Annotated in this window: 15 protein-coding genes and 2 tRNA genes; 3 read left to right on the forward strand and 14 right to left on the reverse strand. The window is 60.1% G+C overall.

Features of this window, described 5'->3' with window-relative positions; genetic code table 11:
- Positions 1 to 75 precede the first annotated feature (75 nt).
- The 6 genes from tsaA to rimO form a co-directional block, all read right to left on the reverse strand.
- Complete coding sequence (tsaA, locus tag KGA82_RS28060; protein ID WP_223453222.1) at positions 76 to 774, reverse strand: tRNA (N6-threonylcarbamoyladenosine(37)-N6)-methyltransferase TrmO; 699 nt, start codon at positions 772 to 774, stop codon at positions 76 to 78.
- 216 nt (positions 775 to 990) lie between these two features.
- Positions 991 to 1,761: an SDR family oxidoreductase gene (locus KGA82_RS28065; RefSeq protein WP_223453223.1), complete on the reverse strand. Its 771-nt coding sequence runs from the start codon at positions 1,759 to 1,761 to the stop codon at positions 991 to 993.
- 213 nt (positions 1,762 to 1,974) lie between these two features.
- A complete protein-coding gene (locus tag KGA82_RS28070) occupies positions 1,975 to 2,445 on the reverse strand; it encodes a DUF1456 family protein (RefSeq protein WP_223453224.1) in 471 nt (156 codons plus the stop codon).
- Between the two features lie 75 nt (positions 2,446 to 2,520).
- Positions 2,521 to 3,231 (reverse strand): rRNA pseudouridine synthase, encoded by a 711-nt coding sequence (locus tag KGA82_RS28075; protein ID WP_192228521.1) that lies wholly within the window; start codon positions 3,229 to 3,231, stop codon positions 2,521 to 2,523.
- 189 nt (positions 3,232 to 3,420) lie between these two features.
- Positions 3,421 to 3,894 (reverse strand): GNAT family N-acetyltransferase, encoded by a 474-nt coding sequence (locus KGA82_RS28080; protein WP_008030037.1) that lies wholly within the window; start codon positions 3,892 to 3,894, stop codon positions 3,421 to 3,423.
- A 113-nt stretch (positions 3,895 to 4,007) separates the two neighbouring features.
- A complete protein-coding gene (gene rimO, locus KGA82_RS28085; protein WP_008030039.1) occupies positions 4,008 to 5,345 on the reverse strand; it encodes a 30S ribosomal protein S12 methylthiotransferase RimO in 1,338 nt (445 codons plus the stop codon).
- A 287-nt stretch (positions 5,346 to 5,632) separates the two neighbouring features.
- Here rimO and KGA82_RS28090 point away from each other — a divergent pair, with 287 nt between their 5' ends.
- Positions 5,633 to 7,534, forward strand: coding sequence for a potassium transporter Kup (locus KGA82_RS28090; RefSeq protein WP_008030040.1), 1,902 nt, complete (start codon positions 5,633 to 5,635; stop codon positions 7,532 to 7,534).
- Positions 7,535 to 7,769: 235 nt separating this feature from the next.
- On the opposite strand, the gene KGA82_RS28095 is transcribed toward KGA82_RS28090, so the two are convergent.
- Positions 7,770 to 8,078, reverse strand: coding sequence for a DUF3077 domain-containing protein (locus KGA82_RS28095; protein ID WP_008039277.1), 309 nt, complete (start codon positions 8,076 to 8,078; stop codon positions 7,770 to 7,772).
- Positions 8,079 to 8,504: 426 nt separating this feature from the next.
- On the opposite strand from KGA82_RS28095, the gene KGA82_RS28100 reads away from it, so the two are divergent.
- Positions 8,505 to 8,795 (forward strand): type II toxin-antitoxin system Phd/YefM family antitoxin, encoded by a 291-nt coding sequence (locus tag KGA82_RS28100; protein ID WP_223453225.1) that lies wholly within the window; start codon positions 8,505 to 8,507, stop codon positions 8,793 to 8,795.
- A gap of 469 nt (positions 8,796 to 9,264) precedes the next feature.
- On the opposite strand, the gene KGA82_RS28105 is transcribed toward KGA82_RS28100, so the two are convergent.
- The 4 genes from KGA82_RS28105 to KGA82_RS28120 form a co-directional block, all read right to left on the reverse strand.
- Positions 9,265 to 10,560, reverse strand: a complete 1,296-nt coding sequence (locus KGA82_RS28105; RefSeq protein ID WP_008030041.1) for a virulence factor family protein — start codon at positions 10,558 to 10,560, stop codon at positions 9,265 to 9,267.
- A complete protein-coding gene (mprF, locus tag KGA82_RS28110) occupies positions 10,560 to 13,202 on the reverse strand; it encodes a bifunctional lysylphosphatidylglycerol flippase/synthetase MprF (protein ID WP_223453226.1) in 2,643 nt (880 codons plus the stop codon). Before mprF ends, KGA82_RS28105 begins: the two co-directional genes overlap by 1 nt.
- Positions 13,203 to 13,480: 278 nt before the next feature.
- Positions 13,481 to 13,557 (reverse strand) — tRNA-Met (locus KGA82_RS28115).
- Positions 13,558 to 13,750: 193 nt separating this feature from the next.
- Positions 13,751 to 13,827 (reverse strand) — tRNA-Met (locus KGA82_RS28120).
- A 301-nt stretch (positions 13,828 to 14,128) separates the two neighbouring features.
- Between KGA82_RS28120 and dinB the strand changes: the two genes are divergently transcribed.
- Positions 14,129 to 15,190 (forward strand): DNA polymerase IV, encoded by a 1,062-nt coding sequence (dinB, locus tag KGA82_RS28125; RefSeq protein WP_008030047.1) that lies wholly within the window; start codon positions 14,129 to 14,131, stop codon positions 15,188 to 15,190.
- Between the two features lie 102 nt (positions 15,191 to 15,292).
- Here dinB and KGA82_RS28130 read toward each other — a convergent pair whose 3' ends face one another.
- From KGA82_RS28130 to KGA82_RS28140, 3 genes are all read right to left on the reverse strand, one after another.
- Positions 15,293 to 16,246: a hypothetical protein gene (locus tag KGA82_RS28130; RefSeq protein ID WP_192417943.1), complete on the reverse strand. Its 954-nt coding sequence runs from the start codon at positions 16,244 to 16,246 to the stop codon at positions 15,293 to 15,295.
- Positions 16,247 to 16,263: 17 nt separating this feature from the next.
- Positions 16,264 to 17,979 carry a proline--tRNA ligase gene (locus KGA82_RS28135; protein ID WP_008039270.1) on the reverse strand — a complete coding sequence of 572 codons (1,716 nt, stop codon included), beginning with the start codon at positions 17,977 to 17,979 and terminating at the stop codon, positions 16,264 to 16,266.
- 130 nt (positions 17,980 to 18,109) lie between these two features.
- Positions 18,110 to 19,669 (reverse strand): AmpG family muropeptide MFS transporter, encoded by a 1,560-nt coding sequence (locus KGA82_RS28140; protein ID WP_008039268.1) that lies wholly within the window; start codon positions 19,667 to 19,669, stop codon positions 18,110 to 18,112.
- Positions 19,670 to 19,688: the final 19 nt, after the last annotated feature.

Genomic DNA, 19,688 nt, shown 5'->3' on the forward strand with positions numbered 1-19,688 from the left:
AGTGTCAGTCGACATCAATGTTGACTGTCACACCGCCATCGCGAGCAGGCTCGCTCCCACAGTTGTTTTTGGTGTTCAGACCTTCGCCGAAATGACTTCGAGAACGCGGATCATGCCTGCTTCGGGATAGTGCCACCGCACATCCACATCCCAGAACTGCGCGCCATATTCCCGCTCAGGCGCGGGCGTCTGATAAGCCGGCCGCGGATCTTGCGCCAAACACTGTTCAACCAGCTCTACCAAAGGCTCTTCAAGACGCTGAGCGTGCCCATGCGCCTGTTGCAACGCCGAGTCCGTCCACTGCACGGGAATCAGCTGCGGCGCAGCGCTGGCGATGCTATTGGACGCCGTGTCGATGATGTCGGCATAAGGCACGTAAGGTTTGATGTCGAGAATCGGTGTGCCATCCAGCAAGTCGATGCCGGATATCCACAGGCGATTGGCCTCGACCTTGTCCAGCTTCACCACGGATTGGCCGATGCCGTTGGGCCGGTGCGTCGCGCGGGTGGCGAACACGCCCATGGATTTGTTGCCGCCGAGGCGAGGCGGGCGGACTTTCAGGCGTGGTTTTTCTTCCAGGGCCTGATGGAACAGGAACAGCAGCCAGACGTGGCTGACTTGCTCCAGACCCTGCACGGCGTCGCCCTGATCGAACGGCGCCACCAGTTCCAGCACGCCGCGAGCGGCAGGCGCCAGTTGCGGCTGGCGCGGGATGGCGAACTTCTCCTTGAAACAGGAGCGCACGAAGCCGATGGGGGAAACGCTGTAGGTCATTGGTTTAGGGTCGAAGCAGGATTGAGGCGGGCATGATAACCCGACGGGCCTCAAGACTGGTGGTGGCTGAGCGGGCCTATTCGCGGGCAAGTCGGACTGCCGCACCACTCGCTCCTACAGGGTTCTCGAGCGAACACAGAGTTTGTGTACGCCAAAGAACCTGTAGGAGCGAGTGGTGCGGCAGTCCGACTTGCCCGCGAAGGCCGCACCGCCGATCTAGAGACTGAACCCACCATCTAGAGGAATGATATTCCCGGTCATGTAAGCCCCCGCCGTACTCGCCAGACTGATCGCCAACGCCGCCATCTCTTCCTCCCGGCCCCAGCGCTTCATCGGAATCAACGCCGTATCTTCCGCCAGCGCCTGCTCATCATTACCGATGTGCTGGGTCATCTTGCTCGGAAAGCGCCCCGGTGCGATCACGTTGACGTTGATGTGCTGGCTCACCAGTTCCCGCGCCAGAATCCGCGACAATTGATGCAGGGCCGCCTTGCTCGGCCCGTAGGCATAAGCCTGTTCGCCGAAGGAAGAAATCCCCGCCACCGAGCCGATATTGATGATCCGCGCCGGATTGGCTTCTGACCCGGCCTTGCGCAGCAGCGGCAAGAACTGCTGGATGCAGTTGAACACCGACGTCACGTTGAGCTGCATGACCTTTTCCCAGCCCTTGACCGGATAGCTCTCGAGCGGCGCGCCCCAAGTGGTGCCGGCGTTGTTCACCAGAATATCCAGATGGCCGATCTGCTCGCCCAACTGCGTCGCGAGTTGCAGCACACCTTCTTCAGTGGCCAGGTTGGCGGCCACCGCGTGGCACGTTCCGAAGGCGCTCAACTCGTCAGCCGTTTGCTGACACGCTTCGGCATCGCGCGCGCAGACGTACACGGTGGCGCCGGCCTCGACATAGGCCTTGGCGATCATTTTGCCGATACCACGGGTGCCGCCGGTCACCAGAGCGGTGCGGCCTTGCAGGGAAAAGTACGGGTGCATGGCGAGTCCTGAGAGCTGAGGGTGCATACACCCTAGTCGTCAGCCGCTGGAAGCGGAGCCACTATTTTTGCGCGGAATGGGGATTCATACAGCCAGACCTGCCACCACCCTCACCTGTAGGAGCCGGCTTGCTGGCGATGGCGATTTTGAGGACGCTATCGCCAGCAAGCCGGCTCCTACAGGTGAGGGTGGTGGCCCATAGGCCGTCGTCGCTTACTGCGGGCGAACGCGCAGGGTCAGGCCCTTGAGGAAGTTGCGCAGCAACTGGTCTCCGCACGGGCGATAGTTGGTGTGGCCGAACTTGCGGAACAGCGCGCTCAGCTCAGGCTTGGACACCGGGAACTCGGCGGCCTTGAGGATCGCGTGCATGTCGTCTTCTTTCAGCTCGAAGGCCACGCGCAGTTTTTTCAGGATGATGTTGTTGGTCACCGGCACTTCGATTGGCTGCGGCGGACGGCTTTCGTCCTTGCCGCGCTTGAAGATCACCAGGCCGTCGAGGAAATGCGCCATGACCTCGTCCGGGCAGCGTACGAAGCCTTCCTCGTCCTCTTCTTTCTTGTCGAGGTAGGTCAGCAGGGCTTCCAGGGACACGTCCATGCCGCCGAGCTTGATGATCTCGATGGCTTTCTTGTCGCTGATGTCGAGCATGTAGCGCACGCTGCGCAGTACGTCGTTATGAATCATGGTGTGCAATCCTGATAGTCGGCAGTGGGCGCCGCATAAGCCGCGGCGCCAGAATGTGTGGCGGCGTGAAAAGTCTTAGAACTTCTCTTTGCCGGACAGGTAGCGCCATTGGCCCAGCGGCACTTTGCCGATGGACACGCCGCCGATGCGGATGCGGCGGATGGCGACGACCTTCAGGCCGACGGCCTGGCAGAACAGGGCAATCACGCCCGGTTGTGGGTTCTTCATCGCAAAACGCAGGCGGTTTTCGTTCTGCCAGCTGGCCTTGACCGGCGGCAGTTCCTTGCCCTTGTAGGTGAGGCCATGGTTCAGGCGGTTGAGGCCGTGAGCCACCATCTCGCCTTCAACCTCGACCACATACTCTTGCTCGATTTTCGCGGAGTCGGCGGTGAGTTTGCGCAGGATCTTCCAGTCCTGGGTGAACACCAGCAGACCGCTGGCGTTGGCCTGCAGGTCGGTGCTGGCGGTCAGGCGCTGGAAATGGCCCTTGAGCGGACGTTTGCTGAAGCGATGTTCTTCGCTCAGGGTTTCGGCGCTGATGGTGGCCATGGCCGTGTCCGCGTCCATGCCTGCCGGCACGTTGAACAGGATGGTCACCGGCTCTGGCGCGGTGGCCTGGGCCTGCGGGTCGAGCTCGACTTTCTGGGTGTCGACCTTGAACTGCGGCTCGTCGATGACTTCGCCGTCCACGGTGACCCAGCCGCCCTCGATGAACAGCTCAGCCTCCCGACGGGAACAGCCGACGAGTTCGATGAGGCGTTTGGAGAGACGTATCGGGTCAGTCATGACAGGGCCGTAACAAAAAAGGGGTGGGCATTGTACCTGCTGGGCGCCGGTTAATCCCGGCTCCATTTACGCCGTACAGCTTTTTGTAGGAGCCGGCTTGCTGGCGATGGCATCTCCTCGGTCTATCAAATGCACCGCGGTGATGCCATCGCCGGAGCGCCGCCCGCAGCAAGCCGGCTCCTACACAGGTCAGCCGTTGCTCGACTGTTGCCGGGTTTGGCGCAGCCGCATATGCAACAACGGATAAGGCTGCCCCATGCCGTCATGCTCGGTGCGGCCGATCACCTCGAAGCCCTGTTTGAAGTAGAACCCCAGCGCCTGCGGGTTCTGTTCATTGACGTCCAGTTCATCGGCGTTCAGGTGTTCCATGGCATAACGCAGCAACTGCTTGCCCAGGCCCTGGCCACGGTGGGCCGGGTCGATGAAGAGCATTTCAACTTTGCCCGCTGCCACGCCGGCGAACCCGGTGATGCGCTGGCGCGAGTCTTTGGTACAGATCAGCATCACCGCGTCGAGGTAGCGCGTCAGCACCAGATTCTTCAGCAGTTCGATGTAACTGTCCGGCAGAAAGTCATGGGTGGCGCGCACCGAGTCTTCCCAGACCCGAGTCAGTTCCTGGTAGTCGCTCTGTTTCGGCGTGTGGATGACCGAATGTTGGCGCATGGCCGAATGCCCCTTTTGCAGTGGATGGCGCGAGTCCTTTCTCCCACAAAACGATAGACGTAAAAAAGCCCCGCATCTCGTCAAGAGAGCGGGGCTTTGCGTATTTTTTGCGTTTAGATCTGTTCAGCCCACAAGTCGTATTCGTCGGCGTCGGTAACCTTGCACCAGACTTTGTCGCCCGGTTTCAGGTTGCTGCCGTTGTCGATGAACACGTTACCGTCGATTTCCGGGGCGTCGAAGAAGCAGCGGCCAACCGCGCCTTGCTCGTCGACTTCATCGACCAGCACTTCGATTTCACGGCCGACGCGCATTTGCAGACGTGCCGAGCTGATGGCTTGCTGGTGCGCCATGAAGCGGTCCCAACGGTCTTGCTTGACGTCGTCCGGGACGATGTCCAGGTCCAGGTCGTTGGCCGGTGCGCCTTCGACCGGCGAGTACTGGAAGCAGCCGACGCGGTCGAGCTGGGCTTCGGTCAGCCAGTTCAGCAGGTACTGGAAGTCTTCTTCGGTTTCGCCCGGGAAGCCGACGATGAAGGTCGAACGGATGATCAGGTCCGGGCAGATCTCGCGCCAGTTCTTGATGCGCGCCAGGGTCTTGTCTTCGAACGCCGGGCGTTTCATCGATTTCAGGACTTTCGGGCTGGCGTGCTGGAACGGGATGTCCAGGTACGGCAGGATCTTGCCGGCGGCCATCAGCGGGATCAGCTCGTCGACGTGCGGGTACGGGTAAACGTAGTGCAAGCGAACCCAGACGCCGAGGGTGCTCAGGGCTTCGCAGAGTTCGGTCATGCGGGTTTTCACCGGCGCGCCATTCCAGAAACCGGTGCGGTACTTCACGTCGACGCCGTAGGCGCTGGTGTCTTGCGAAATCACCAACAGCTCTTTGACGCCGGCCTTGACCAGGCGCTGGGCCTCGTCGAGCACGTCACCGACCGGACGGCTGACCAGCTTGCCGCGCATCGACGGGATGATGCAGAAGCTGCAGCTGTGGTTGCAGCCTTCGGAAATCTTCAGGTACGCGTAGTGGCGCGGGGTCAGCTTGATGCCTTGCGGCGGCACCAGGTCGATCAGCGGGTTGTGATCCTGACGCGGCGGCACGACGTCGTGCACGGCGTTGACCACTTGCTCGTACTGCTGCGGACCGGTCACGGCCAGCACGCTCGGGTGCACGTTGCGGATGTTGCCTTCTTCGACGCCCATGCAGCCGGTCACGATGACCTTGCCGTTTTCCTTGATGGCTTCGCCGATCACTTCCAAAGATTCAGCCTTGGCCGAGTCGATGAAACCGCAGGTGTTGACCACCACGACATCGGCGTCCTGATAAGTGGACACAACGTCATAACCTTCCATGCGCAGCTGGGTAAGGATGCGCTCGGAGTCGACCAGTGCTTTGGGGCAACCCAGGGATACGAAGCCAACCTTTGGATTGGCCGGCGCAGGAGTGGTGGACATGTCTAACCTCGGTATTTGTGACGCCTCCAGCCGAAGACGGCAAGGCGACAGACGGGCGCTTGTTGCGCCTCTGATCAAAAAGTGCGCAATTCTAGCGATGAGACGTTCACTTGACCAGCTTTATGAAGGGAAATACGACGAGTGCTGCGCTATGCTTCGCGCCGTTAAGCTTTACCGATTTTTTACAGTCAACAAAACGTCTGTAACGTCATGTAAAACAGCGCATGCTGCGTGACAAAGCATAGTGCTTCTTCCAAGAAGTCCGGTCTGGGTAGTAGGAGTGTTGGATGGGTCAGGCAAGTAGTCAGGCGGCGGGTGCCGAGCATTCGGCGGCAAAGCCGATCGGCATGCTGGTGGCGGCGGTCGGGGTGGTTTACGGCGATATCGGCACGAGCCCGCTGTATACCCTCAAAGAAGTGTTTTCCGGTGGTTACGGCGTACCGGTCAACCATGACGGCGTGTTGGGCATCCTGGCGCTGATCTTCTGGTCGCTGATCTGGGTCGTCTCGATCAAGTACATGATGTTTGTCCTGCGCGCCGACAACCAGGGCGAAGGCGGGATCATGGCGTTGACCGCGCTGGCGCGGCGGGCAGCGGCAGGGCACAAGAAGTTGCGCACGTTGCTGGTGGTCTGCGGGCTGATCGGCGCGGCGCTGTTCTATGGCGACAGCATGATCACTCCGGCGATCTCCGTGCTTTCGGCGATTGAAGGTCTCGGGCTGGCCTTCGAAGGCATCGACCATTGGGTGGTGCCGCTGTCGTTGATCGTGCTGGTGGCGCTGTTTTTGATCCAGAGCCACGGCACCGCGCGAATCGGCATCCTGTTCGGGCCGATCATGGTCACCTGGTTCCTGGTCCTGGGCGCGCTGGGCGTCTACGGCATCATGCAGCATCCGGAAGTGTTGCAAGCGATGAACCCGGTCTGGGGCGTGCGCTTCTTCATCGTTCACCCGGGCATGGGCGTGGCGATCCTCGGCGCGGTGGTGCTGGCGTTGACCGGCGCCGAAGCGCTGTACGCCGACATGGGCCACTTCGGGCGCAAGCCGATTGCCCGCGCCTGGTTCATCCTCGTGCTGCCGGCGCTGGTGCTGAACTACTTCGGCCAGGGTGCCTTGCTGCTCGGTGACCCGGAAGCGGCGCGCAACCCGTTCTATCTGTTGGCGCCAAGCTGGGCGTTGATTCCCCTGGTCGGCCTGTCGACCCTGGCCACGGTGATTGCTTCGCAAGCGGTGATTTCCGGCGCGTTCTCCCTGACCCGCCAGGCGATCCAGCTCGGCTACATTCCGCGCATGCACATCCAGCACACCTCTAGCGCCGAGCAAGGCCAGATCTACATCGGTGCGGTGAACTGGGCGCTGATGGTCGGCGTGGTGCTGCTGGTGCTGGGTTTCGAATCTTCCGGCGCCCTGGCCTCGGCTTACGGCGTTGCGGTTACCGGGACCATGTTGATGACCAGCATTCTGGTGTCGGCAGTGATACTGCTGCTATGGAAATGGCCACCGGTCCTTGCGGTGCCGGTCCTGTTGGGATTTTTGCTGGTCGATGGCGTGTACTTCGCCGCCAACGTGCCGAAAATCGTACAGGGCGGGGCCTTCCCGGTGATCGCCGGTATTGCGCTGTTCGTGCTGATGACTACCTGGAAGCGCGGCAAACAACTGTTGGTGGAGCGCATGGACGAAGGCGGGCTACCGCTGCCGATTTTCATCAGCAGTATTGCCGTGCAACCGCCGCATCGCGTCCAGGGCACCGCCGTGTTCCTCACTGCGCGGCCAGACGCCGTGCCCCACGCGTTGTTGCACAACTTGCTGCATAACCAGGTGCTGCACGAGCAAGTGGTGCTGCTGACGGTGGTGTACGAAGACATCCCGCGAGTACCGACGACACGGCGCTTCGAGGTGGAATCCCACGGCGAAGGGTTCTTCCGGGTGATCCTGCACTTTGGCTTTATCGACGAACCGGACGTGCCGCAAGCGCTGAAGTTGTGTCACCTCGATGACCTCGACTTCAGCCCGATGCGCACCACCTACTTCCTCAGCCGCGAGACGGTCATCGCCTCCAAACTTGAGGGGATGGCGCGCTGGCGCGAGGCGTTGTTTGCGTTCATGTTGAAGAATGCGAATGGCAATTTGCGGTTCTTTAATCTGCCGCTGAACCGGGTGATTGAGTTGGGTACGCAGGTCGAGATGTAATCCCGCGACATCAAAAAGCCCCCGTTGCCGTGAAGGCAGCGGGGGCTTTTTATTGCCCGACGCCTGACGTTGGCTGACAACGATCCCCTGTGGGAGCGAGCCTGCTCGCGATGGCGGACTGACATGCACCATTAATGTTGCCTGACAGACCGCTATCGCGAGCAAGCTTGCTCCTACAGGGACCGTGTTGCTGGTTTTTTGTGAGTGTGGCCCGTCGTTTTTAGTTGCGCTCAGGTCATTGTTTTTTGGATTCGGTCTTTGTCCAAACCGGCCGCTCCAGCACCTTCACTGCATCATCAACCACTGCCTTGCTCATCGCCGTCAAATAATGCGCGGCCCAGGCGTGTCGGTCGGTGTCTCGGGCGTAGGCAGCATCTTTGGTCAGCTCCTTGGCCAGGTACAGGAAGTCGGAGGCCATGGCTAACGCATCGCTGAGGGGAACGTCTCGCGTGACATGGAATAGGGGTTGGTTTGAGCAGTAGAGGACCGGGGTGAGGCCGATGGTTTTTAGTTCTGAGGGGGCAGGTGAATCTGTTTTGCTCATGGTGTATCTCCTAAACTGAGGAGCCGCCACGTTCGTTTCCAAGCGAATGGGTGGCAGCTGTGCGCAGGTTGGAAAACCGGGAGCCTAGGAAACCGGCACGTCCGAAGACGTCCCACGCACAACCGCCATGACACAGAATTGCAGCCGTAAATGTCTGCGGTCATGTTGGGCACGTTGTTGCCTACGCTCGACGGGTTTCCAAGCCCGATCGCTGAATGGTCAGCGACGTCCGGAGACTATCCCGTCAAAGAAAAGCGCAACAAGGCATCAAAGTGCCCAAAAAACACGATTCGGAGTTTGCCTACAAGGTCTGCGGGCGTCATCCGATATCGCGCCGTCTGAAACAAACAAAAACTAAACGCCGCAAGTGATTCTACGAGCCGAGGACATGGGCGCAAAAAATTAAATGAGTGTCGGGGGAAAAACATGATGGCGTTACTAGAACGTGCTGAACAGGCAATATCAGTGGTCGCGATGGTCAAGGACTTCAGTACCAGACTCACTGAAATCTCCACTCGAGCCATCGAGCGCCTGGTTATTTTCAAAGACAATCAACCGGCAGCGGTCATCATCAACGTTGAGGCGTATCAAGAAATGCTCGACGAGCTGGATGACCTTCGGATTGAAGTAGCTGTTCTGGAACGCCTGACCGGCTTTGATGAGACCAGCGCAATCGACCACGAAGATATGCGGGGACGGCACGCCAGGAAAGGCTGAAGCAACAGGGGGTGGCGTGTTTCTAAGAAGCTTCCGACAAGTATCGATTGATATTGACGACTCGATATTTTCATTGAGACAAGTGTCCACGTTTTATGGAATGTGGACACTTGGGTTTTCAGCATCGTGGAGAGTCAAGACATTTTGCATTGTTCAAACTGGCCAGCCTGCACGCCATAAAATCCTTCTAGCCGTTAGTGCTTCATGTCTGTACGAACCTTTTTTGGGGACTTTCTTTGACTTGAAGAGCAATTCATTTTCAACGTTTACACGGTCCATTGTAGGAGCCGGCTTGCTGGCGATGGACTCAAGTGCACCGCGGTGAACCAGTCCGTACGCGTAATCGTTAACGACCATCGCCAGCAAGCTGGCTCCTACAGGTTCTGTGTTTCCCGGTAATCCGTGAAGAACCATAAAAAAGCCCCCGCTACCGTAAGGCCGCGGGGGCTTTTTTGTGGGCGGGTTCAGGTCATTCCTGAGCCGCCGTCTCCTTCGCCTGGCGCTTCTCGATCACATCCACCAACCGTTGGGCCAGTTTCGGGTAGTTCTCGTCGAAGTGGTGGCCGCCGGGCAGTTTGATGGCTTCGCCTACTGCGGTTTTGTCGGTGCAGCCGCTTTCGTCGATTTCTTCTTCACCGAAGATGCACACCACTTTCTCCGGTGGCAGCTTGGCCATTTCCGGGCCGGTGGCGGCTTCTTTGCCGGCGTTGCCGAGCCAGCCTTCGACTTCGATTTCGAAGCTGCCGGTGCGGGCGAAGGCCAGCAGGATGATTGCGTCGACGCGTTGCTGTTCCGAGGCTTCCAGGCGGTTGTAGATCGCCGGCAGGACGTCGGCGCCGAACGAGTAGCCCGTCAGGATGAAGCGCTTGGTGCCCCATTTCTGCCGGTAGTGCTGCATCAGTTCAGCGAGGTCCAGGGCACTTTGCTCCGGGCTTTTGTGCTGCCAGTAGTAGCGCAGGGTGTCGATGCCGACGACCGGGTAGCCGATCTTGGCCATTTCGCCCGCTACGTCGCGGTCGAGGTCGCGCCAGCCACCGTCACCGGAGAGGAACAGGGTGACGGTGTCCTTGGCCTGGCCGGCCGGGACTTCAACCACTGGGATTTGCAGGCCGCCAGCGGCTTTGTCGCCACCGACGAGGAGCTTGCGCAGTTCGTTGTTCAGCACTTGCGGCAGGTTGATGTCGTAGTCGCTGATGCTGGTTTCGGCGTTGGGTTGGTCGCGCACGAAGCCGGCGCTGGTGTCGTCCGGGTTGTCGTTCCATGCCACCAGCCAGTGACCGTGAGCGGCGCTTTTCGGCAGCAGGTGGGTGCAGCCGGGTTTTTCCAGGGCCAGGTCCACCGACACGGCCTGGGACTTGTCGTCCTTCTGCTCGGACAACCAGCGCCATGCCAGTACGGCGCCAGGGCCGATGCCGCTGACCAGCGTCGCCGGGCCTTTGAGTTCTCTCAGGCCGGATTGCAGGGCGCGGCTTTGCAACAGGCAGTCCTTGGGCAGGATCACCTGAACGATCTGCGCCGAGCCGCTGCGGCTCAGGGTCATCAATTGTTTGTCGCTGAGCTTCTGGTCGTCATTGACCGCCACCAGCACTTGGGCGCGTGGCGTGTTGCCGGGGATGACGCGGGTCATCGCGGCACCGTCGGCCGGTGTCAGCCGTTCGAGCGTCGGTTCTGGCGCCGGGCGTTTGAGGTACCAGTAACCGCCACCGAGAATCAGGGCCAGCACTACCAGTGTGCCCAGTACGTACCGCAAGGAGCGTTGAATCATCAGCGTTTCACCAATCCAGTCAAGCCGCCCGCAATCAGGGCAGCAGTGTCGGCCAGGGCAACCAGCGGATCGAGTCCGGCGGGCACAGCCATATAACGGGGTTCCCAGTCAGGCTGGAACTTGTCTTTGAAGCGGCGCAAGCCTTGGAAGTTGTACAGCTGCTCACCACGGCGGAAAACCATCGAGCCCAGACGCTGGGTCAGTGGTGCGCCACGACGGGGTTGCAACCCCGACAGCGGCACCATGCCCAGGCTGAAACGCGCGTATCCATGATTTTTATAATGTTGAATCAGGCCGACCATCATGAATTCCATGGTCAGTTTGGGGGCGTCCGGGTGTGCGCGCATCAGGTCGAGGCTGGCCAGGTCATGGCCGAAAGTCTCGAGCAAATTGGCGAACGCCACCGGGCGCCCTTCGAAACGGATGACAGCGATGCGGAAATGCTTGAGGTAGTCATCACCGAAACGACCGAGGGAGAAGCCTTTCTCGCGCACGTTCTTGCCGGTCAGCCAGGCATCGGAAATCACCTTGAGCTCATCCATCGGCGCATGCCCTGGCTCATGGATCTCCAGCGACAGGCCATCACGGGTGCCACGGTTCCAGGTGTAGCGCAGGTCTTTCATCTCTTTGCCCTTGGCTTCGAGATCAAAGCGCTGCAGATCGACCCGGGCTTCTTCGCCGAGTTTGATCGCAGTCAGGCCGATGTCCATGTAGTACGGCAGGTTCTCGGCGCGTACTTGATAGAACACGGGGCGGGCGTGGTGGATGTCACAGAGGTCGCGGAACTGCCAGATCATTTCCGCCCGTTGCTGGGTCGGGCCGATCGGGTCATACAAGGCCACCAGGCTGCGTCCACGGCGGGCGTACATCAGGAACGCTTCATCGTTAGGGTGAAACAGCAGCGCCTTGTCACCGGTCAGGGCGAGGCCACCGTCCGGTTGTGCGGAAGCCATCAGGATTTTTACCGCGCGGTCCAGTTCGTCCGGCGTGGGCAAGTGGATCACCGGGCGTGCGGTGCGCAGCAGCCAGGTCAGGGACACCACCACCAGCAGCACGGCGGCGCCGAGCAGCGAGCGCAAGCCGCGCGGGGCGTCGGCGTCGAGGGTGAACTGCCACCAAAGTTGATGGCTGTAGGGAACGTCCTGATAAGCGAACAACAGCAGCCAGATCGACGCACCGAGTACGCAAAGGCTCGACACCAGATACAGCGGCGAAAACGGCAGTTCGGTCAGGCGGCTCGGGCGATAGAACGAGCGCCGGAAAACCCCCAGCAGGCTCGCGGTCAGGGTCATCAGGCAGGCTTCTTCCCAGTCGAAACCCTTGAGCAGCGAAAGCACGGCGCCGACCAGCAACAGAATGGTGGTCAGCATCCACGCGGCCGACAGGCGTCGACGCAGGCCTTGGGCCAGCAGCAGGCAAAGCACGCCGACCAGGCTGGCGCCGAAGTGCGAAGCGTCGACCAGTCGATGAGGAATCAGGAAACCGATGTGTTCCAGGCGCGTATCGATTTCCGGGGTCACGCCGGAGAACAGCAGCACCACGCCGGACAGAAACACCAGCACCGCCAGAATCGGCGCGGCCAGGCCGGAGGCTGCACGCAAGGACTGACGCGTTTGAAACAAACGCTGGCCTTCATTGACCAACAGCAGCAAGCACGCGACCAGCAGCGGCAGCACCACGTAGATCAGGCGATAGAGCAGCAACGCGGCGGCCAGCGGCGCGGCGCCAAGTTTGTCGGCGAAGGCGGCCAGCAGAATCGCTTCGAATACGCCGACGCCACCGGGAACATGGCTGAGCACACCTGCGGCCAACGCCAGCAAGTACACCAGCAGGAATGCACCGAAGGGCGGAGCTTCCGGCAGCAACAGATACAGCACGGTCGCGGCGGCGGCTACGTCGAGGGCGGTAATGACCAGTTGCAGGAACGTCAGGCGACGGCCAGGAAGGCGCAAGGTGCGACGACCGACCTTGACCAACAGGTTGTCTGCATAAGGCTGCTCTGGCAGGCGTCGGCGATAGATGCCGACGGCCAATACGGTAAACAGCAGCAATACAGCGGCGGCAATCGCACCCAGCAGCATCTGAGAGAGGCCCAGGGCGGCAGAGGCGGCAGGCAGGTTGCTGAGCGTGGCGAGGGCGGCCAGCGGGGGCAGGGCACAGCCGAGCGAGAGGCTGGCAAACAGCGTCATGTGCGCGACATCGGAAGCCCCCAGGCCATGACGCGCATATAAACGGTAGCGAACCGAGCCTCCCGAGAGCATCGACAGGCCAATGGCATTACCGATGGCAAATGCTGTGAACCCGCCCAGGGCAAGAATCCGCGGCGCCAGGGTCACGCCGGCATAGCGGCTGGCCGACCATTCGTAGCCAAGCAAGATGATGAAGCCGACCACGGTTGCGGCCAATGCGCCGAGCAGTGCCGGTTTCGGTACGTCGAGAATGGAGTCGTGCAGAGCGTACAGATCGAGTTCGCTCAACAGGTGGCGACAGGCAATCAGCGCGATAGCGAACAACAGCAGGGTGACCGCCAGGCCAATGGGCTGACGGTACTTGCTGACCAGATCAAGCAAGCGCAGACGCTCGGCTTTGATCGGTTGTGTCGCTGTGACGGTGTCTTGTGAATCAGACGAGTTGGCGCGCATCAATCACCTCTTGGATTGTGCGCGACAGGATGGGGGTATCCAGCCAAGTTACCAATCCCTGTAGAAAAAAATAATCACAAATATTAACGCCTCTCACCGATCAGCGGCGATGGCATGGCATCCGTCGTAGGGGGTTCGGTCTGCGATTCAGCATAGTCTGAACTCAGAACTCAGGTGATCCCGAACGCTTCCCTACACAGTGACAGGTCATTGTTGCGAAAGGACTTTTTCAACAGATACAAAAAAGGCCACTCTTTCGAGTAGCCTTTTTTGATGTTTGGTTGCGGGAGCCGGATTTGAACCGACGACCTTCGGGTTATGAGCCCGACGAGCTACCAGACTGCTCCATCCCGCGTCTGTGTGGCGGCATTCTATAGAGATACGCCGGTGTGTCAACCGTTAATCCGGCGCCGGGTCAAATAAGCGTGAATAAGCGGCGAACGGTCGCAGGGGAGCGTTAAGTTTCGGAATCAGAACGATTTCTGCTTCCTGCCAAAAACACGCGCGCACAAAAAAGGCCACTCTTTCGAGTAGCCTTTTTTGATGTTTGGTTGCGGGAGCCGGATTTGAACCGACGACCTTCGGGTTATGAGCCCGACGAGCTACCAGACTGCTCCATCCCGCGTCTGTGTGTCGGCATTCTACAGGGGATCGCCGGGCTGTCAACCTTCAATCCAGATAAAACCTGTTCTGGTTCAATCGCTTAGCTCTGAAAGAGGGCGGTGTGATCGGCTGTGAGTCAGGCCTGGCAAGGCTTGCAGCTCTATCGCAGGGGCACTTTCGATTGAGAAAATAAATTCATCTGTAACTTTTCCTACCATTGGGTAAGAACATTCAGACTACTGGTGCTATATACAGGTGTCGGTGAGATACTGCAGATCCGGCACGCCTTGACTCCAATTCTACGCCATGAACACCGCTTTTATATGAGCCAGCGAAAAATCATCCACGTCGATTGTGACTGCTTCTATGCTGCCATCGAGATGCGCGACGACCCGCGCCTCGCCGGAAAACCCCTGGCGGTGGGTGGTTCGGCGGATCGGCGCGGGGTGATTGCCACCTGTAACTATGAAGCACGGGCGTATGGCGTGCGTTCGGCGATGTCGTCGGGGCACGCCTTGAAGTTGTGCCCTGACCTGACCATCGTCAAGCCGCGCATGGACGCCTATCGAGAAGCCTCGAAGGAAATTCACACGATCTTTCGCGATTACACCGATCTGATCGAGCCGCTTTCCCTCGATGAGGCTTACCTCGACGTGTCGGACAGTGCGCACTTCGGCGGCAGCGCCACGCGAATTGCCCAGGACATCCGTCGTCGGGTGTCCAATCAGTTGCACATCACTGTCTCGGCCGGCGTGGCGCCGAACAAATTCCTGGCCAAGATTGCCAGCGACTGGAAGAAGCCCAATGGCTTGTTTGTCATTACGCCGGATCAGGTCGAGGATTTCGTCAGCGGTTTGCCCGTCAGCAAGCTGCACGGCGTTGGCAAAGTGACTGCCGACAAGCTGGGCAGGCTCGGTATTGTCGATTGCTCGCATTTGCGCGAATGGGACAAGTTGGCGCTGGTGCGTGAATTCGGCAGTTTTGGCGAGCGATTGTGGAGTCTGGCCCGTGGGATCGATGATCGGTTGGTGCACAACGACAGCCGGCGGCAATCGATCAGTGTCGAAAACACCTATGACGTGGATCTGCCGGATCTGGTGAGCTGTCTGGATAAATTACCCGAATTGCTGGAAACCCTGGCGGGCCGCATGGCGCGAATCGACAACAGCTATCGGCCAGGCAAACCGTTCGTCAAAGTGAAATTCCATGACTTTACCCAGACCACGCTGGAGCAGGCCGGGGCAGGGCGGGATCTGGGGAGTTATCAGTTGCTGCTGACCCAGGCGTTCAATCGCGGCGGGAAACCGGTGCGGTTGTTGGGGATCGGGGTGAGGCTGGAGGATTTGCGCGGAGGGTTTGAGCAGATGGAGTTGTTTGAGCGGTAGTTTTTGCGGTGACTATCAGAGCCTCTTCGCGGGCAAGCCTCGCTCCTACAGGGGTGCACGCAATACCTGTAGGAGCGAGGCTTGCCCGCGAAGCTTTTGCTTTTAGTTCGGTCCCGGATCCGCGACGAGCCGCCCGGCATCCTTGGTCAACGACTTGAGGAATTCGGTCTGCAACTCAGGATCGTTACGCGTCAGCTCAATCAAACTCTGTTCAAGCTCACTGGCTTCTTCTTCCAGACCCAGCTCCGACAGGCGCTTGACCCGGTGTACCCACTGGCTCACTTCGTCGTCTTCAAGATCGTCGTAAATCAGCCCGTGGGCTTCGAGCAACTTGCCGCGCAACGAGCTGCTGACCGCCAGGGTCGAATCCGTGTGCACATCGTCCTGACTATCTTCGACCTTGATCAGCAGGCGACTCAGGTGATTGATGTCATGTTCGGCGAACGGACTGTCCAGCAGGTTCAGGCGCAACACACCGTTTTTGTCGGTGCTCAGCTCGAACGTATCCTTGCCGGCCTTGACCTCCACCGGACGCTCGCTCCAGGGCAGGCTCGAGTATTCGGTGCGCTTGTCGAGCTGGACTTCGTCGATGCCGGCGAGGTTCTGCTGCGCACGACCGTGGGACGGCGCGTTCATGAACGGGTTGAGCCCGGCGAAACCGTAGCTGAACCAGTCCTTGGTCACGCTATCCGGCAGGTTGCCGAGGGCGAACACGTTGACCACGTTCGCGCCGACACCGGCCACCACGGCCACCGCGCCCAGCGGGATCTCGTAGACCTCCCGCCAGGGTTGGTAAGGCGTGTAGCGATCGTAATGACGGGTGACTTCGAACTCGGTGACTTCGAAGGTCTTCTGCTCGTGGATCTTCACCCGACGTTGCGGCAGCTCAAGCACCTTGGGCTCACCGACATCGATCTGCAGGCTGTGATCGAGCAATTTACGCTCGACACGAGCCTCGTGCTCGCTGCGTTGCGACATGTGATTGGCGCAGCCGCTGACCAGCAGGGTGCCGCACAGGGCGGCACCACCGAGGCCTAAGGTGTTTCGCTTGAACATGACTTCTCTATCTGGTGTCAGCGGCGGATACGGGCCTGGAGGAAGGACAGCACGTCAGCGACCGGCAGCGCTTGCGCCTCGGGCTCGGTGCGGCTCTTGTATTCCAGATTGCCTTCGGCGAGGCCGCGGTCACTGACCACGATCCGGTGAGGAATGCCGATCAGCTCCATGTCCGCGAACTTGATGCCCGGGCTGGTTTTCTTGTCGCGATCGTCCAGCAGCACTTCGAAGCCGGCCGCAGTCAACTCTGCGTATAGCTTGTCGGTCGCTTCGCGAACCTGTTCGGTTTCGTAGCGCAGCGGCACCAGTGCGATCTGGAATGGAGCCAGTGTGTCGCTCCAGATGATCCCGTTGGCGTCGTTGTTCTGCTCGATGGCCGCAGCTACCACGCGGGAAACGCCGATGCCGTAGCAACCCATTTCCAGGGTGACCGGCTTGCCGTTCTCGCCCAGCACTTCGCACTTCATCGCTTTGCTGTACTTGTTGCCCAGCTGGAAGATGTGCCCGACTTCGATGCCGCGCTTGATTTCCAGGGTGCCTTTGCCGTCCGGGCTCGGATCACCGGCCACGACGTTACGCAGGTCGGCAACGGTCGGAACCGGCAGGTCACGCTCCCAGTTCACGCCGAAGTAGTGCTTGTCGTCGATGTTCGCACCGATACCGAAGTCGCTCATCAGCTCGACGGAACGGTCGATGATGATCGGCAGCGGCAGGTTCAACGGGCCGAGGGAGCCTGCACCGGCGCCAATGGCGTCGCGCAGTTCGCTTTCGGACGCCATGACCAGCGGGCTGGCAACGCCAGGCTGGTTGGCGGCCTTGATTTCGTTCAGCTCGTGGTCGCCACGGATGATCAGGGCAATCAGCTTGCCTTTCTCTTCAGCGTGAACCACGAGGGTCTTGATGGTCTTTTCAATCGGCAGATTGAATTTTTCCACCAGCGCGGCGATGGTCTTGGTATCTGGCGTGTCGACCAGGCGCATCTCTTCAGTCGGCGCGGCGCGGGAGGTTTCACGCGGTACCGCTTCGGCTTTTTCGATGTTCGCGGCGTAGTCGGAACCGTTGCTGAAGACGATATCGTCTTCGCCGGATTCGGCCAGTACGTGGAATTCGTGGGAGCCGGCGCCGCCGATGGAGCCGTTATCGGCTTCAACCGGGCGGAACTTCAGGCCCAGGCGGGTGAACACGTTGCAGTACGCCTGGTGCATGCGGTCGTAGGTAACCTGCAGCGAAGCCTGGTCCGCGTGGAACGAGTAGGCGTCCTTCATGATGAATTCGCGGCCGCGCATCAAACCGAAGCGTGGGCGGATTTCGTCACGGAATTTGGTCTGGATCTGATACAGGTTGATCGGCAGCTGCTTGTAACTGCTCAACTCGTTGCGCATCAGGTCGGTGATCACTTCTTCGTGGGTCGGGCCGGCGCAGAAGTCGCGACCGTGGCGATCCTTGAAGCGCAGCAATTCAGGGCCGTATTCTTCCCAGCGACCGGATTCCTGCCACAGCTCAGCCGGTTGTGTACTCGGCATCAACACTTCAAGAGAGCCTGCGGCGTTCATTTCTTCACGAACGATGGCTTCGACCTTGCGCATTACTCGCAAGCCCATCGGCAGCCAGGTGTACAGGCCCGAGGCGAGTTTGCGGATCATGCCGGCGCGCAGCATCAGCTGATGGCTGATGACGACCGCGTCGGAAGGCGTTTCTTTCTGTGTGGCGAGCAAAAATTGACTGGTGCGCATGGTTGGCCGTTGTCGGTTGCTGATGACGAGAAATGACGGAGCATTGTACGGGCGAGATCTGCTGGCGTACAGGCGCGCGGTCGGTGGTGTGGCAGGAGGGCGGGAATCTCCACGCCCTTTGCGATGCTTCCTACGATTCTTCCGCGACCTGGGCTGGAACCGGCTCAGGCTTTGGGGTTGGGCCTTCGCGGCGGCTCTCCTGGAACCAGTGCAAGGCGATCAACACCAGCGTCGGAACGCCCAGCAGCGCGGTGATCAGGAAGAAATCATGGTAGCCGAATTTTTCCACCATGACCCCGGAATAGCCACCGATCAGGCGCGGCAGCAGGAGCATGATCGAGCTGAGCAGGGCGTATTGGGTGGCGGAGAACTTGAGGTTGGTCAGGCTCGACAGGTAGGCGACGAACGCGGAGGTCGCCAGGCCCGAGCTGAAGTTGTCCAGGGAAATGGTCAGGATCAGCATGTTCAGGTTGGCGCCCATGTCGGCGAGCATCAGGAACAGCAAATTGGTGCCCGCTGACGCCACGCCGCCGATGAACAGGATCGGTAGGATGCCGAAACGCACGATCAGCAGGCCGCCCATGCCGGCGCCGACCAGCGTCATGATCAGGCCGAAGATTTTGCTGACGCTGGCAATCTGATCCTTGGTGAAGCCCTGGTCGATATAGAACACGTTGGCCATCACGCCCATCACCGTATCCGACATCCGATACGTGGCGATCAGCCCGAGCAGCAGCAGCGCTTGCCAGCGGTAACGCAGAATGAAGTCGTTGACCGGCGTCAGCACCGGCGCCAGGCCACGACGGCCTATGGCCGACAGGCACATCGCGGTGAGCGAGGTGTAGAGGATCGCCCGCAGGAATGCGCGGTCCTGGAGCAGCAGGTCGAGCAGGCTGACGCCGTCAAACAGCACGCTGGCGAAGTCGGTGTTGTAGAGCTGGGTGAACATGGCCGGCACGGAAACCAGCAGCACGATCAGTACGAACACCGAGGCCAGTTGATGAACGAAGCTGTAGCGCCCGGCCTGCAGTTGCGTGCGCAATGGCACCGGCGGTTCGCGCATGAAGAAAGAGGTCAGCAGCGCCGGAACCATCAGGGCGCCGAACAGCAGGTAAGTGCCGGCCCATGCCGAATGCTTGTAGTTGAAACCAGTGGAGCCAAAGCCTTCGGCGAAGAACAGGGCGCCGGCAGTGGCCAGCAGTGCCGCGATCCGATAGCCGGACATGTAGCTGGCGGCCAGGGCAGCCTGGCGGCTGTCTTCGGCGATTTCCAGGCGATAGGCGTCGACCGCGATGTCTTGCGTCGCCGAGGCGAAGGCCACGACTACAGCAATGGCGATCAGCCAGGACAGGTGTTTTTGCGGGTCGCAGAAACCCATCCCGATCAAGCCGAGGATTACCAGTGCCTGGGAAAGTACCAGCCACGAGCGACGGCGACCGAGCTTGCCGAGAAATGGCAGGCGCCATTGGTCCAGCAACGGTGACCAGACCCATTTAAAGGCGTAGGCCAGACCGATCAGGCTTGCATAGCCAATGGTTTCGCGAGCCACACCGGCTTCACGCAACCAGACTGACAGTGTCGAAAACACCAGCATGTAGGGCAGGCCGGCGGCGAAACCAAGCAACAACAGCACAAGTGTCGATGGGCTGGCATAGGCGGCGAGCGCGGCGCGCCAGGTTTTACGGGGCATGGGCTGAAGTCTGCCTCAA

The organism is Pseudomonas sp. BF-RE-22, assembly GCF_019956155.1.
Taxonomy (GTDB): Bacteria; Pseudomonadota; Gammaproteobacteria; order Pseudomonadales; family Pseudomonadaceae; genus Aquipseudomonas; species Aquipseudomonas migulae.

Excerpts from the sequence above, each read along its gene's own strand:
- KGA82_RS28130 (WP_192417943.1), bottom strand. The coding sequence starts at position 16,246 with ATGTTCAAGCGAAACACCTTAGGCCTCGGTGGTGCCGCCCTGTGCGGC.
- KGA82_RS28095 (WP_008039277.1), bottom strand. The coding sequence starts at position 8,078 with ATGAGCAAAACAGATTCACCTGCCCCCTCAGAACTAAAAACCATCGGC.
- KGA82_RS28140 (WP_008039268.1), bottom strand. The coding sequence starts at position 19,669 with ATGCCCCGTAAAACCTGGCGCGCCGCGCTCGCCGCCTATGCCAGCCCA.
- KGA82_RS28065 (WP_223453223.1), bottom strand. The coding sequence starts at position 1,761 with ATGCACCCGTACTTTTCCCTGCAAGGCCGCACCGCTCTGGTGACCGGC.
- mprF (WP_223453226.1), bottom strand. The coding sequence starts at position 13,202 with ATGCGCGCCAACTCGTCTGATTCACAAGACACCGTCACAGCGACACAA.
- KGA82_RS28080 (WP_008030037.1), bottom strand. The coding sequence starts at position 3,894 with ATGCGCCAACATTCGGTCATCCACACGCCGAAACAGAGCGACTACCAG.
- KGA82_RS28090 (WP_008030040.1), top strand. The coding sequence starts at position 5,633 with ATGGGTCAGGCAAGTAGTCAGGCGGCGGGTGCCGAGCATTCGGCGGCA.
- KGA82_RS28135 (WP_008039270.1), bottom strand. The coding sequence starts at position 17,979 with ATGCGCACCAGTCAATTTTTGCTCGCCACACAGAAAGAAACGCCTTCC.
- KGA82_RS28100 (WP_223453225.1), top strand. The coding sequence starts at position 8,505 with ATGATGGCGTTACTAGAACGTGCTGAACAGGCAATATCAGTGGTCGCG.
- KGA82_RS28075 (WP_192228521.1), bottom strand. The coding sequence starts at position 3,231 with ATGACTGACCCGATACGTCTCTCCAAACGCCTCATCGAACTCGTCGGC.
- dinB (WP_008030047.1), top strand. The coding sequence starts at position 14,129 with ATGAGCCAGCGAAAAATCATCCACGTCGATTGTGACTGCTTCTATGCT.
- rimO (WP_008030039.1), bottom strand. The coding sequence starts at position 5,345 with ATGTCCACCACTCCTGCGCCGGCCAATCCAAAGGTTGGCTTCGTATCC.
- KGA82_RS28070 (WP_223453224.1), bottom strand. The coding sequence starts at position 2,445 with ATGATTCATAACGACGTACTGCGCAGCGTGCGCTACATGCTCGACATC.
- tsaA (WP_223453222.1), bottom strand. The coding sequence starts at position 774 with ATGACCTACAGCGTTTCCCCCATCGGCTTCGTGCGCTCCTGTTTCAAG.
- KGA82_RS28105 (WP_008030041.1), bottom strand. The coding sequence starts at position 10,560 with ATGATTCAACGCTCCTTGCGGTACGTACTGGGCACACTGGTAGTGCTG.